A 13,356-nucleotide genomic window follows, 5' to 3' on the forward strand; every position below is an offset into this window, starting at 1 on the left:
CTGCCGAGAAGGCAACGCCAGCCAGATCCGCCGCACAACGCCGAATAGGCGACTCGTAGCGAGCGAGGATGCACCTGGCAGCCTGCCTGTATCAGTTGATATCGCTATTTGAAATTAAATAAGTTGTACTACATATAAAATCTGGAGACGAAATGAAGAGATTTGCGTTACCGGGAGTTCTTTTCGCCATGGCGTGCGGGAGCGCGAATGCGCAGTCTGACATAACGCTATATGGTGTAGTCGACGGTGGCATTCGGTGGGTCAATGGCACCGCGGGCGGAGCAACAGTCAAATTTTCGGGGCCGCTCGACTCCAGTAGATTCGGCTTGCTTGGCTCAGAAGACCTGGGCGGTGGAACAAAGGCCATTTTTCGCCTCGAAAGCCAGTTCAACATCGGAAATGGCGCGCTGTCGTCAAGCAACGTGCTGTGGCAGCGAGACGCCTACGTAGGGCTCGAAAACACGCAGTATGGGCTCCTCACCGCAGGTCGCCAGTTCAGTTCATTTGAGGATCTTGGCATTTCGCTCGATCCCTCGCACATCGGCGGAAGCGACATCGCGCTTGCTCCCACGGCGCTCCTCGCCGCCAACTTCTTTACGCTCGACACGCGGTTCAATAATTCCGTCAAGTACCGCTATCGTTACGCCGGAACCGAGGCAAGCGCGAGCTATTCGTTCGGTGGCGTGGCAGGGAACCAGCGGGCGGGATCTAGCTATTCCGGTCAACTGAACTACACACGGGGCCCGTTCAAGGGGGGTATCGCATATCAGCGCGTGTACAACGCCGACGCGTCACAGGCAGCGCAAAGCTACTTCGCGGGCTCCTCGTGGCAGGCCGGTCCGGTTCGGCTGTTCCTCAGCTATCTGGCGCTCAGGGTGAGCGGTACGACAAAGAACCCGTCACAGCGGCGCGACGACGTCCCGCAGGGGGGCTTCATATGGCAATACACGCCTGCCCTATCGTTGACTGCCGCCTACTACGACGACATCGCCAGCAACCTGGGCAACAAGGAAGGAGCGACAGGGCACAAGCAGACCGCTTACGTGATCGTGCGCTACTCGTTGTCGAAGCGCACGGATGTCTACGCCGAGGTCGACCGGAATCACTTCTCGGGAAAATATATCAATGATCCCACGAACCTCGCTGCTTTCGGGCGAGCTCCGAATAGCACGGGTATCACGGGTGCTTCAATTGGACTGATTTCCCGGTTCTGATACCGCGGTGCTTCAACTCGTCGAACGGGAGGCATCGGCCATAAGCGGGTCACATGCGGGCCACATGCTTCCACAAACAACGAGGCGCGGCAGTGCTCGCCGCGCCGCCGCGCCTCATTTTCGAACGCCGTTGCTTTGTTAGTGCGCCGCGCTCACCTGGGTAGCCGGCTCACCGTGACGCGTCCGCTGCGACACCAGGATCGCGATGGCCGCGAGCACGGCCGGCACGGCCAGCATCGCGAGAATCGCACCGAACTGCCAGCCGAGGCCGAGCAGCGCGCCGCCAATGGCGGAGCCGAAGATGCTGCCGAAGCGGCCCATGCCCAGCATCCAGCTCACACCCGTTGCGCGCGCAACCGTCGGGTAGCGGCCCGGCGCATAGGCGTTCAGGCCCGTTTGCGCGCCGCTCATGCAAAATCCCGCCGCGAACACCAGCAATGCGAGCGACGAAGAGAGCGCCCCCATGCCCGCCAGCACCAGCACGCAGATGCCGCCGCCCAGGTACGCGGCGCTGATGACACGCGCCGGACGCACCTTGTCCATGATCCAGCCCACCAGCACCGCGCCGATCGTCCCGCCGATCTGGAACATGGCCGTGACGTTCGCCGCCGCCGTGATCGACAGACCCGCGTCCTTGATGAGCGTCGGCAGCCAGCCGGTGAGCAGGTAGATCACGAGCAGGCCCATGAAATACGTGACCCACAGCGCGAGCGTCATCACGCCATAGCCTTCCGAGAACAGCACGCCAAGCGGCTTGCGCGTGGGCAGAGGCGGTTCGTTCGAGACGAAAGTCTCGGCGCCCGTGAAGTTCGCGCCCGTCACGCGGTTGAGAATCGCGCCAATGCGCATGCTCGGTGCGCCACGCACAGCGAGCAGGCGCGCCGACTCGGGCAGGAGCCACGCCTGGAGCGGTACGAGCACAAGCGGAATGGCGCCGCCGAAAATCAGCACGGCGCGCCAGCCGTGGTTCGGCACCAGCCAGCCCGCGGCGAAGCCGATCAGCGCGGAGCCCAGGTTAAAGCCCGTGAACATGATCGTGATGAGGAGCGCGCGCTTGCGCTGCGGCGAATACTCGGAGAGCAGCGTGGTGGAGTTCGGCATCGCCGCGCCAAGACCGATGCCGGTCAGCACGCGCAGCACGGCCATCGAAACGGGCGATTGCGCGAACGCCGTGAGAATCGTGAACACGCCGAAAAGGAACACCGAGGTAATCAGCACCCATTTGCGCCCGACGCGGTCCGAAGCGGGGCCCGCGGCCAGCGCGCCGATCACGAGGCCGATGGGCGCCGCGCTCATGACGAGCCCGAACTCGGGGCGCGAAATGGCCCACTCGTGAATGATGGAGGGTGCAACGAACCCCATGATGGCCACGTCCATGCCGTCGGCGGTCACCGCCAGAAAGCACAGCGCCACCAGGAGCCATTGATAGGCCGAAATGGGGCGTTCGTCGATGAACGCCTTGATATCGATTGTTTTGCTGCCAGACATCTGTAGTCTCCTGTCCGTTTTATGGTCAGCCGTTCGCTCGGGCCCGGGTCGCCCGGGTCGCTTACGTATCCGGACTGCGATCCGTCGATCGGGACGATAGGGGGACCGCGCCTCGCGTGAAAGTGCGGGTTAACCACATATTGGGTGCCGGCGCGCTCAGCCGGAGGCACTGGCGGCGGGCTCGCGCCGCCGCGATCGTGCCGCTGAGCCGCGCCGCGCCTGGGTCCGGCCAATTCCGTGCGCGCTGTGCCTGCCAGGGCGCGCGCGTGGAATCGGATCCGGCGGGATAAATAAAACGGATGCCGTCCGAAGGGATTCGCAAACGCGGCACAGGCACGGCACAGACACGACACAAACGCGACACAAACGACGCGAAAACAACCGGCCGATCGCGCGGAGTCGGGCCGCCGCGCCAACGGCCACTGCCTTTCGGATTTTCCGTCAATCTCCATGCGATTTATTTATCGCATGCCTCTCGCGCCACGGGATCGCTACCGACCACCATGCCGCGCCGTGTCTTCGCGACGATCAAGCCTCGCGTCACGGCGTCGCGCATCGCACGGTTGACCGTATTGACATGCACGCCGATGAAATCGGCCATATAGCGCTGCGAGGGCAAGCCGTCGCCGCTGCGTAGCTCGCCCGAACCAATGGCGGCTTCGAGCGCGCAGACGATTTGCCGCCATATCGGCATGCCGTCGCACGAAAGATACGGGATCCATTTGACACGAGCCGGCACGAGCGCGCTCCTTCCTTGTCCAGCAGGTAAAAAGCAAACCGGCCCCGCAGGGCCGGCCGGTTCAACATCTACTGTGGACTGCCCTTCACGGCGCCGCGACGCCCTGCGTAGCCGGCGAGTACGACGTGTAGAAGCTCGAGCCCGCCCAGGTGTGCGTGGGCTCGTTGTACAGCGGCGAGCCTTGCGTCCAGTTCGCGCCGCTGTGCCAGTCGCCCGTGCCCGAGAACTGCGCGACAGCCGGGTACGGATAAACCGGGCGGCTCGCCGTCACGTTGTTCGACGAGTCGGTCTGGTAGGTCATGACCGCGTTCGGCGCCGTGCCCTGCTCGGCCCAGGCCGTGATCTGCGAAACCAGGTCGATGTTCGGGAAACCCTCGCCGCCGCCGCAGTGACCCACGCCGGGCACGAGGTACATGCGCGCGAAATCGCTCACGTTCGAGGCGCCCATGGTGTTCTGCATGGCCTCGAAATACTGGATCGTGAAGAGCGGCGAGATATGCTGGTCGGCCCAGCCGTGCCACAGAATCAGCTTGCCGCCCGCCTTGTGGAAGGCCGAGAGGTCCGGGCTCGTGGCGTCCATCAGCGGGTGATTCGCTTGCAGGTAGGTCGGGTAGAAGCTGGCGTCCGTGTAGCCGAACGTGTCGATGGTCGGCATGGTGGGCGAGCCCGTGAAGATCAGGTTGTAAGCGCCCGTCACGATCATGTAGCTGAACAGCTTCGTCACTGGCACCGGTGCGTCCGTCGAATTCGTCGTCGGCACTTCCACGCCTACCCAGTTCTCTTCCGAGCCCGGCTGCGGGGAGCCCGCGAGCATGCGCTCGCCCGTGGTCGCGTCCACCGGGCCGCCGTAGATCTTGCTCGCGGTGGCGACTTCGGCGGCGGTGAGGCAGCTGCTCGTGTTCGTCGCGCCTTGCGGACACTGGATCGAAGCCGGATCGAAATTGCAGGTGCGCGGATCGGCGATCAGGCCGTCGGGCACGCCCGCCTGGCCGCCGCACGCCGCCACCACGGCCTTGTGTAGCACGAGCGCCTTGTCGGCGTAGAGCACGGCGTTGCCGGTGCTGTCGCCCGTGGTGCTTTGCGACTTCACGCTCCAGCCGTGATACAGCGAGTTCTGGATCTGGAAGTGCGCGGCCGGTGCGCCCGCGATGATGCCGTTATAGTCGTTCGGGTAGCGTTGCGCGGCCATGAGCGCTTCGCGCCCGCCGTCCGAGCACCCCACGAAATACGCGTACTTCTGCGCCTGACCGTAGTAAGTCTTGATCAGTTTTTCCGCCGTGAGGGTCGTGATGTGCTGACCGCGATACGCAAAATCGGCCTGCTTTTGCGGGTCCGTGGCCCAGCTCGCGTCATTGCCCGAGTGGCCCATGTCGGTTGCCGCCGTCGCGAAGCCGCCTTGCTGCACAAGCGGGCACGTGTAGCTGAAGCTGAACGACGACTGCTGGGTCGGGTCGCTCACGTTGCCGCACAGGCCGCCGCAGCCCAGCGCCGCGAAGCGCTGCGTCCAGCCGCTCACCGGCAGCGCCACCTCGAAGGTATTCGAGGGCGCGAGCGTGCCTTTCACGGTACAGAAGTTGACCGAAGCGCCGTTCACGGTTGCCGTGGTCACCGTGGCCGACGTAATCGTGCTGCCCGCGCCGCCGATATCGGTGATATCGATCGCCGCCAGCTTCGAGCAATCCACCACGGGCGTCACGACCGCGAGCGGCGCTTTGGCCGCGTCGCTGCTACTGGTACTGCCACTGCCGCCGCTGCCGCACGCGGCCACGAGCGTGGCCGTCGCGCACACGGCGAGCAGCCCGAGCAACGAAGCCGCACGGGCCCTTGCGCTCGCGAAAATTCGCTTTGAATGCAGATGACTCATCTTTGCCTCCTGACGTTGTCCATATCGTTGTCCGTATTCGAGTTGTCCCGATTCACTTTTCACGTCTCCACTTCTCTTTCTTTTAATTAGGATGTCTAATTACAACCGATGCGTGAACCGGACGATGCCGCGTGTCCGATCCGATCCTCCTGCTGCGCCTTGCGTCTTGCCTCGCGCCGCCTTTTACGCGCGACGGCCTGCGATCAACCGCCGGCCGCCGTCATGCCAAATGCCCGTTTGGTCGCCTCGGCCTGATCCGAAGCGAGGAACGCCAGAAAGTCCCCGGCAGCCGTTTGCCGCGTGGAGACCGCACAAACCGCGGCGGAAAATACCGTCACGAGTTGCGCCTCGCCCGGCAGCGGGCCGATCACGTCCACGCCCGGCACGTCCTTCAATTCGCTCAACTGCTGGAACCCAAGCTCGACCTCGCCGCTGGCAATCAGGCTCGCCACAGGCACGCCCGGCTGCGCCTTCACGAGGCGCGGCAACATCGTTTCCGCCACGCCCCAGCGTTCGAGCAGGCCCACGAGATGGTCGCCGCTCGGGCCCGTCGAATAGCCGATGCGCGTGGCGCGCGACATCGCCTCACGCAGCGCGCCTTCGGTGCCGATGTCCGGATGCGGCACACCCGCGGCGACGGCCGCCGCCATGCCGGAGCGCACGATATCCACGCGCGCTCCCATGAGGCTGGCGCCTGCGAGCAGCCGGTCGATCGCGCCCGCGGCGAGCACCGCGAAGTCGAACGCCGCGCCGCCCTGCACGCGCCGCGCGGCCTCCACGCCGCCCAGCGACGTCACGCTCACGCGGCACCCGGTTGCGCGTTCGTATAAATCGGCCAAGGCCGCCAGCACCTGGCGGGTCGCCATCGACCCGACGCCCATGAGCGTGGCGTCATGCTTCACATCGTTCTCTGTCATTGACTGGCTTGTCCGTCGATATGGCGCGAGGCATGCCTCGCATGCGCTCAGCGCCCCTTTGCCTTAAGCCGCGCGTCGAGGCGCGGATACACCCGGCGCGCATTGCCCTCGTAAATCTTGTGCCGGTCCGCCGCATCGACATGCGCGGCCTCGATATAGCGCTTCGTGTCGTCGTAGTAATGCCCGGTTTCGGGGTCGATGCCGCGCACCGCGCCGATCATCTCGCTCGCAAACAGGATGTTCTCGACCGGAATCACGCGCGTGAGCAAATCGATGCCGGGCTGGTGGTACACGCAGGTATCGAAGAACACGTTGTTCAGCACGTGTTCTTCGAGCCGCGGCTTCTTGAGTTCCTGCGCGAGGCCGCGAAAGCGCCCCCAGTGGTACGGCGCCGCACCGCCGCCGTGCGGAATGACAAAGCGCAGCGTGGGAAAGTCGCGGAACAGGTCCGAAGTCAGGCATTGCATGAACGCGGTCGTGTCCGCATTCAGATAATGCGCGCCCGTGGTGTGAAAGCACGCGTTGCAGCTCGTGCTCACGTGAATCATCGCCGGAATGTCGTACTCCACCATCTTCTCGTAGATGGGATACCAGTGGCGATCGGAAAGCGGCGGGCTCGTCCAGTGGCCGCCCGAAGGATCGGGATTCAGATTGATCGCCACGTTGCCGTACTGCTCCACGCACTTCACGAGTTCCGGTATGCAGGTGGCCGGATCGACACCGGGACTTTGCGGCAGCATCGCGGCGGGCACGAAGCTGTCGGGGAAAAGCTCGCTCACGCGGTAGCACAGCTCGTTGCAGATCGCGGCCCACGTGCTGGAAATCTCGAAGTCGCCGATGTGATGCGCCATGAAGCTCGCGCGCGGGCTGAAGATCGTGAGGTCGAGGCCGCGCTCGCGCATCAGCCTGAGCTGATTGCGCTCGATCGACTCGCGCAGTTCGTCGTCGCCGATTTTCAGCTCCGACGTTTTCGGCATGCCGGACGGGTTGCCGATGGCCGCAATCTGGCGCTTGCGCCAGGCCTCCAGCGCCTGGGGCGCCGTGGTGTAGTGGCCGTGAATATCGATGATCATTGAGACCCCTGCTACGGGTGCAGCGCCGCAAAGCCGCCACACGAATGGAACTGCGCAAAACACGATCGATACGGTACGAATTGAGGGCGCCACGCCAGAAGCCAGGGCTAATACCTGGATTTCGCAAGAATCATCGCTCATGGCCCCCCACGCGTCCACGGGCAGCGGTGCGCAAAGACCGCCATTCTCACGTCCTGTGGGGCTCGCGCGGCGCTGCGGCGCTCAAGACGCGGGACGAAACGCGCAATCGCGGTTCCGGTTGGAGATAAACAAAATGGATGCCTCGATAAACATCTGGTAAGCGGCGCCAGGAATTCGAAAGCGCTCGATGGCCGTCGCCGGCCCGCTCCGCCGAATTCGTCCATAATGAACCGCCCCAATACCGATGAGCCGCCATGCATAGCGATCCATTCGAAATACGCGTGTCCGACGATGCGCTCGACGACCTGCACCGGCGTTTGCGCGCCACGCGCTGGGCCGCCGCCACGCCCGCGCCCTCATGGCAGCAAGGCACCGACAACGCATGGCTGCGCGAACTGGTCGCCTACTGGGCGGATCGATATGACTGGCGCGGCGCCGAGCGCGCGCTCAACGCGCAACCGCAATTCATTGCCGAACTGAGCGGCCAGCGCGTGCACTTCGTGCACCGGCGCGGCGTGGGTCCGAGCCCCTATCCGCTGGTCATCACGCATGGCTGGCCGGGCTCGTTCGCCGAATTCCACGCGCTGCTCGAACGCCTGTGCGACCCCGCGGCGTTCGGCGGCGATCCCGCCGATGCTTTCGATGTCGTCGTGCCTTCGCTGCCGGGCTTCGGCTTTTCGCCGCCGGCGGCGCACCCCGGTTCATCGGCGTTCCAGGTGGCCGATCGGTGGGCGGCGCTCATGCGCGGACTCGGCTACGCGCGCTTCGGCGCCCAGGGCGGCGACCTGGGCGCGGGTGTTTCGATCGCGCTTGCCGCACGGCATGCGGACGCCGTGGAAGGCATCCACCTCAACTTCCTGCCTTCGTCGTACGAACCTACGCTCGATAAGCTCGATAAAGCCGCCGCCCCGCTCAGCCAGGCGGAGCAGGACTATCTGCGCGAGAAGACGGAATGGGCGGCAATGGAAGGCGGCTACGCGCACGTGCATGCGACGAAGCCGCAAACGCTGGCGGCGTCGCTCAACGACTCGCCCGCGGGTCTCGCCGCGTGGATCGGCGAAAAATTTCGCGCATGGAGCGACTGCGACGGCGTGATCGAGCGCCGGTTTTCGAAAGACGCACTGCTTACGAACCTTTCGATCTACTGGTTCACGCAGAGCATCGGCAGTTCGATGCAGATGTACTGGGAAAATCGCTTGCAACCGTTTCGCTTCGCAGCGGGGCAGCGCGTGCAGCCGCCCGTCGCGTTCGCGCGCTTTCCCAAGGAAATCAATCACCCGCCGAGATCATGGCTGGAGCGCGTGTTCGACGTCGCGCAGTGGACGGACATGCCGCGTGGCGGCCATTTCGCGGCCATGGAAGAACCCGACCTCCTCGCCGCCGACATTCGCCGTTTCTTCAAGCGGTTCCGGCAATGAACGCGGGCGAGCGTGCTCAGCGCGTCGCGCTATCTCCGAACGGATGCGCGGGCGCGTCGGTCACCCGCCACGCATAGCGCCTGAGCAGCGCGGCGTAGCCCCCAATCACGAAGCCGCCGCACTTGCGCCGATAGTCCTCGCGGCGCATGCGATAGGCGCGCGGCAGGTGAAACCACGCCAGCCCCGGCAAGTCGTGATGCACGAGGTGATAGTTGTTGTTCAGGTACAGGAGCCGCATGACGGGCCCGGCCTCATTGATGGCGATGCGCGCCTTCGGATGGGCGGCCGCGCGGTGCTCGTACAGCGAGCGCACCATCGCGAGCCCGAGCGCGGGCCACGTGATCGCAGCGAGGTAGTACCACCACGGCACGCCCGCATAACGCTGCACGCACGCGAGCAACAGCGTGACGGCCGCAAGATGCGCAAGCCACATCGGCAGATGACGGCGCTCGCCGCGTTGCAACGCACCCGCCGCGCCGCGCAGCATCGCGGCGACGCTCATCGGCGGCCCGATCACCATGCGCCCCACGAAACTCTTGCGCGCGAGCCACAACACGCGCTGCCAGCGCGGCAGTTGCGTCCACCGGCCGGGCAGCACGTAGTTCGTTTCGGGGTCGATGCCGGGCATCGTCAAGGCTTCGTCGCGATGGTGCGCCATGTGGCTCTCGCGGTACAAGGCGTACGGAAACCACACGGCGAGCGGCGGCCAGCCGAGCGCCGCGTTCAGCCAGGTGAGGCGCGTGGGATGGCCGTGCATCAATTCGTGCTGCAAGGACATATGCCAGGCGCACAGCACCACGAGCGGCGGCGTGGCGGCGGCAAGCGTGAGATGGCCGGCATGCAGGAGCGCCAGCACGCCCGCCCACCCGCCATAGATCACGCCGATGAGGAGCCACGTGGGCCACTCGGTGCGTGCGGTGAAGCCTGTTGCGAGCGAAGCGATTTCGCGCGCGTGGTCTACGTCGAAGTATTCGGCCATGCTCGTTGAATCCTGCTGCAATGATTCGACCCCATCGTTTTGGAGCGCGAAACATCCTGGGCCATCCAACATAACGAACGCGCCGCGCTTCACCAAACAATAGATTCGTATTTGCTTAGCTGCATGCGGCGTCAGGCAGGCGCGGCGCGCGGCGTAGAATGCGCCCATGAACCACTGGATCGCCTCCCTGCCGATGTACAACGTCACGCCGCAACACGCCGCGCACTGGAACGCGCTGCTGCGCGACTGCATGACGGCGTTCGCGCGCGCGGGCGGCCCCGGCGACGTGACGCTTGCCGAAAGCACCGACGTCGACTTGATGACGCACTGGCGTCGCGAAGACTTGCTGCTCTCGCAAACCTGCGGCTTCCCCTACCGCATGCTTGGACTCGCAAGCCACGTCCATCTGATCGCCACGCCATGCTTCGACGCGCCCGGCTGCGAGGACCACCGCTATCGCAGCGCGCTCGTCGTAGGGGAGCAGGCGTGGGAGCGCGGTGCCACGACGCTCACCGCCTGCCAGGGCCTGCGCGCAGCCTGCAACAGCGCCGATTCGCACAGCGGCATGAACGCGCTGCGCCATGCCGTGGCGCCCTTTGCGCGGGACGGCCGTTTCTTCGCTTCGCTGCGATGGACCGGTTCACATGCCGCCACGTTGCGCGCCCTGGCGAACGGCGAGGCGGACGTTGGAGCCATCGACTGCGTGACGCTTGCGTTGCTGCGCGACGCACACCCTGAAGCCCTGCGCGGCGTGCATGTGCTGGGCATGACGGCTCCGGCTCCCGGCCTGCCGTTGATCGCCTCGCGCGCGCTCGCCGAACCGCAGGCCGAAGCGCTGCGCGCGGCGCTCGATACCGCCCTCGCCGCCAATGTCGAGCGAGCACGCGCGCTGCGCCTGCACGGCTTCGCGAGACTCGGCGGCGACGCCTACGCCGAAATCGAACACATGGCGCACGCCGCCGCGCAACTCGGCTACGCCGAGTTGCGTTGAGCGAGCGGCGGGATCAGCGCGCAACAGCGGCGGCGGGTTCGTCCGCGTAATCCTCGCTGTCGATGTCGTAACCCGACGGCTCCCAGCGGATTGCGAACAGCACCAGCAGCGACGTGAGCGGTGCGATGGCGATCACCCAGAAGACCTTGGTGCCGAGTGCGGCGGCGAGCACCGGGAACAGGAAAAGCGAAATGGTCGAGGCCGAGCGCACGAGCGTTTGATTGAAGCCCACGCCAATGCCGCGCAGCGAAGTCGGATAGCTGAGCGACGCATAGGTCATGCTATGCGAGCCGGGGCCGAATCCCTGCCCGAACAGATAGCCGCCCAGCAGCAAAATGGCAAGGACGACGAAGAAACCGTTGCCGGGATGGCCGATCAACGCGAGCCCGATCAGCGAGACGAACTGCAAGGCGTGGCCGAGCGCGGTCATCTTCCATGCGCCGACGGTGGGCGCGGTGCGCACGCCGATCAGCCCGCCGACGAACGCGAACAGCAGGTTCAGCGTAAGCGCGGCCACGATGGTCGTGAGCGGCCCTTGCTGGAGGAAGCTCGCGATGATCACGGGCAGGCCGAAGATGATCGCGTTGTAGCCGAACGAGGACGCCGCGCCGATCGTCGCGGCGAGTATGGTGCGACGACGGTAAGTGGCGTTGAAGAGCACGCCGTAGTTGCGCCACGAGGCGGCGCGCGGTGCGCGCACCGGGGCCTCGCTTTTCTCGACCACGGCGTCCACGCCATACGAGCGCTTGAGGATGCGCGCGGCGCCCTCCAGGTCGCCCTGATTGGCGGCCCATACGGGCGACTCGCTGATATAGCGGCTGCGCACCGCGATGATGACGAGCGCCGGCACCGCGCCAAACGCGAGCGTGAGCCGCCAGAGCCAACCAAGCTGATGCTCGGGCAGGATCGCATAGAGGCCGAGGATCAGCAGATAGCAGGTGCTCGTGGCCGCGTACCACGCGGGGCACCATGCGGCCACGCTCGCCGCCTTGTTGCCTTTGCCCGCCACGCGCGAGAACTCCGCGAGAAACGCCATGGCCACGGGCAAGTCCAGCCCGACCCCGAAGCCCATGAGAAAACGCGCGCCGCCCAGCACCCACGCGTTGGGCGCAAGCCCGGCCGCGATGGCCGCCACGACGAAAAACAGCATGTCGGCCATGAACACGCGGTAGCGGCCGATACGGTCGGTCAGATAGCCGCCGAACAGCGCGCCGAGAATCGCGCCAAATGTAATGGCCGCCGAAACGAAGCCCACCTGCACCGGCGAAAGCGCGAATTCGCGCGCGATGTCCTTCACGCCATAGGCGAGCGAAGTGAGGTCGTAGGCGTCGAGAAACACGCCGCCCAGCGCGATGGCGATCACGATGCGCGCGTTGCTGCCCTGCGCGGCTCCCGCGTTGACGATACGGGCGACGTCCTGCGCGGAACGAATCACCGCGTGCTGCGAAGCGGCCGCAGCCTCTGGCTCGGAATCTTCGCGGGCTTCCGGTACCGGAACGGCGAGTGTGGACATGACGGGTACTCACTGAATGATTGCAATCGCTGCATCGTAGCCACACCGTTGTGCATGGCAAAACGACGTTTTTAGCTAAGCAATGCTGCCGAAATTGGTTGTCCACCCGTGGCGCGCTCTCTAGCATCGCCTCATCCACAACTCATCGAACGATGGACCTATGAATAAAAGAACATGGCTGGGAACCGCGCTGGCTTCGCTCGCGCTGGGCGTGAGCCTCGGGGGCGCGTCGCTTGCTCAGGCGGCGGACAATACGGTGCGCGTGGGCATCATGTCGGGCGAGGACGAGGACGTGTGGCGCGTGGTCGCCGCCAACGCCGCGAAGCACGGGGTCACCGTGAAGGTGACGACGTTCTCCGAATACACGCAGCCCAATGAGGCGCTTTCGGTTCACGACCTCGACGCCAATTCGTTCCAGCACAAGCCCTATCTCGACGCGCAGATCAAGGCGCGCGGCTACCACATCGTGCCGGTGGGCTTCACGTACGTTCAGCCGATCGGCCTTTACTCGCGCAAGGTGAAGTCGGTGGCGGACCTGCCGCAAGGCGCCGCCATCGGCGTGCCGAACGACCCGAGCAACGAAGGCCGCGCGCTGCTGCTGCTCCAGGCGCAAGGGCTCATCACGCTGCGCGCCGACGTGGGCCTCTTGCCCACCGCGCGCGACATCGCGAAGAATCCGAAGAACATCCATATCAAGGAACTCGACGCGGGCATCATCGGCCGCTCGATCGGCGATCTGGACGCGGCCGTGGTCAACACGGACTGGGCGGTCAAGTCGGGCATCAAGATTCCGCAGGAGCGCATTGCGCAGGAGCAGGTGCCGGGTAATCCGTATCGCAACTTCATCGCCGTGAACGATAAGGATGCCAACGCACCGTGGGTGCACACGCTGGTGGAGAGTTACCAGCAGCCCAACGTGGCCGCCGAGATTCTCGCCGTTTATCACGGGGCTACGTTGCCCGCGTGGAAGGACGCGCCGCAGCAGTAATGACCACTGCGAAAGTAATTCGGTTGCCGAA

At 65.1% G+C, this 13,356-nt stretch carries 11 protein-coding genes; 4 read left to right on the forward strand and 7 right to left on the reverse strand.

Annotated features, from left to right (window positions below):
* Window positions 1-152: 152 nt before the first annotated feature.
* On the forward strand, window positions 153-1,214 hold the full coding sequence (locus C7401_RS35325) for a porin (protein WP_112176690.1): 1,062 nt from the start codon (window positions 153-155) through the stop codon (window positions 1,212-1,214).
* A 138-nt stretch (window positions 1,215-1,352) separates the two neighbouring features.
* On the opposite strand, the gene C7401_RS35330 is transcribed toward C7401_RS35325, so the two are convergent.
* The 5 genes from C7401_RS35330 to C7401_RS35350 form a co-directional block, all read right to left on the reverse strand.
* Window positions 1,353-2,702 (reverse strand): MFS transporter, encoded by a 1,350-nt coding sequence (locus C7401_RS35330; protein ID WP_112176691.1) that lies wholly within the window; start codon window positions 2,700-2,702, stop codon window positions 1,353-1,355.
* Between the two features lie 457 nt (window positions 2,703-3,159).
* Entirely contained in the window at window positions 3,160-3,441 is a 282-nt protein-coding gene (locus C7401_RS35335; RefSeq protein ID WP_258397355.1) for a GntR family transcriptional regulator, read from the reverse strand.
* A gap of 85 nt (window positions 3,442-3,526) precedes the next feature.
* On the reverse strand, window positions 3,527-5,305 hold the full coding sequence (locus C7401_RS35340) for a tannase/feruloyl esterase family alpha/beta hydrolase (RefSeq protein WP_112176692.1): 1,779 nt from the start codon (window positions 5,303-5,305) through the stop codon (window positions 3,527-3,529).
* A 203-nt stretch (window positions 5,306-5,508) separates the two neighbouring features.
* Window positions 5,509-6,222: a substrate-binding domain-containing protein gene (locus tag C7401_RS35345; protein ID WP_258397356.1), complete on the reverse strand. Its 714-nt coding sequence runs from the start codon at window positions 6,220-6,222 to the stop codon at window positions 5,509-5,511.
* 47 nt (window positions 6,223-6,269) lie between these two features.
* The gene (locus tag C7401_RS35350; protein WP_112176693.1) at window positions 6,270-7,295 is read right to left on the reverse strand and encodes an amidohydrolase family protein; all 1,026 of its coding nucleotides are present in this window, start codon (window positions 7,293-7,295) and stop codon (window positions 6,270-6,272) included.
* A 395-nt stretch (window positions 7,296-7,690) separates the two neighbouring features.
* On the opposite strand from C7401_RS35350, the gene C7401_RS35355 reads away from it, so the two are divergent.
* Window positions 7,691-8,854, forward strand: coding sequence for an epoxide hydrolase family protein (locus tag C7401_RS35355; protein WP_112176694.1), 1,164 nt, complete (start codon window positions 7,691-7,693; stop codon window positions 8,852-8,854).
* A gap of 16 nt (window positions 8,855-8,870) precedes the next feature.
* Here the strand turns inward: C7401_RS35355 and C7401_RS35360 are convergent, their stop codons facing one another.
* A complete protein-coding gene (locus C7401_RS35360) occupies window positions 8,871-9,833 on the reverse strand; it encodes a fatty acid desaturase (RefSeq protein ID WP_112176695.1) in 963 nt (320 codons plus the stop codon).
* A gap of 166 nt (window positions 9,834-9,999) precedes the next feature.
* Between C7401_RS35360 and C7401_RS35365 the strand changes: the two genes are divergently transcribed.
* Complete coding sequence (locus C7401_RS35365; protein ID WP_181565778.1) at window positions 10,000-10,824, forward strand: phosphate/phosphite/phosphonate ABC transporter substrate-binding protein; 825 nt, start codon at window positions 10,000-10,002, stop codon at window positions 10,822-10,824.
* Between the two features lie 13 nt (window positions 10,825-10,837).
* On the opposite strand, the gene C7401_RS35370 is transcribed toward C7401_RS35365, so the two are convergent.
* Window positions 10,838-12,337, reverse strand: a complete 1,500-nt coding sequence (locus C7401_RS35370; RefSeq protein ID WP_112176696.1) for an MFS transporter — start codon at window positions 12,335-12,337, stop codon at window positions 10,838-10,840.
* Window positions 12,338-12,497: 160 nt separating this feature from the next.
* Between C7401_RS35370 and C7401_RS35375 the strand changes: the two genes are divergently transcribed.
* Window positions 12,498-13,325 carry a MetQ/NlpA family lipoprotein gene (locus C7401_RS35375; protein WP_112176697.1) on the forward strand — a complete coding sequence of 276 codons (828 nt, stop codon included), beginning with the start codon at window positions 12,498-12,500 and terminating at the stop codon, window positions 13,323-13,325.
* Window positions 13,326-13,356 lie beyond the last annotated feature (31 nt).

It is taken from the genome of Paraburkholderia unamae, assembly GCF_003268775.1.
GTDB lineage: Bacteria > Pseudomonadota > Gammaproteobacteria > Burkholderiales > Burkholderiaceae > Paraburkholderia > Paraburkholderia unamae.

Coding starts and splice junctions, on each gene's coding strand:
- C7401_RS35325 (WP_112176690.1), top strand. CDS start 153: ATGAAGAGATTTGCGTTACCGGGAGTTCTTTTCGCCATGGCGTGCGGG.
- C7401_RS35330 (WP_112176691.1), bottom strand. CDS start 2,702: ATGTCTGGCAGCAAAACAATCGATATCAAGGCGTTCATCGACGAACGC.
- C7401_RS35340 (WP_112176692.1), bottom strand. CDS start 5,305: ATGAGTCATCTGCATTCAAAGCGAATTTTCGCGAGCGCAAGGGCCCGT.
- C7401_RS35345 (WP_258397356.1), bottom strand. CDS start 6,222: ATGACAGAGAACGATGTGAAGCATGACGCCACGCTCATGGGCGTCGGG.
- C7401_RS35350 (WP_112176693.1), bottom strand. CDS start 7,295: ATGATCATCGATATTCACGGCCACTACACCACGGCGCCCCAGGCGCTG.
- C7401_RS35355 (WP_112176694.1), top strand. CDS start 7,691: ATGCATAGCGATCCATTCGAAATACGCGTGTCCGACGATGCGCTCGAC.
- C7401_RS35360 (WP_112176695.1), bottom strand. CDS start 9,833: ATGGCCGAATACTTCGACGTAGACCACGCGCGCGAAATCGCTTCGCTC.
- C7401_RS35365 (WP_181565778.1), top strand. CDS start 10,000: ATGAACCACTGGATCGCCTCCCTGCCGATGTACAACGTCACGCCGCAA.
- C7401_RS35370 (WP_112176696.1), bottom strand. CDS start 12,337: ATGTCCACACTCGCCGTTCCGGTACCGGAAGCCCGCGAAGATTCCGAG.
- C7401_RS35375 (WP_112176697.1), top strand. CDS start 12,498: ATGAATAAAAGAACATGGCTGGGAACCGCGCTGGCTTCGCTCGCGCTG.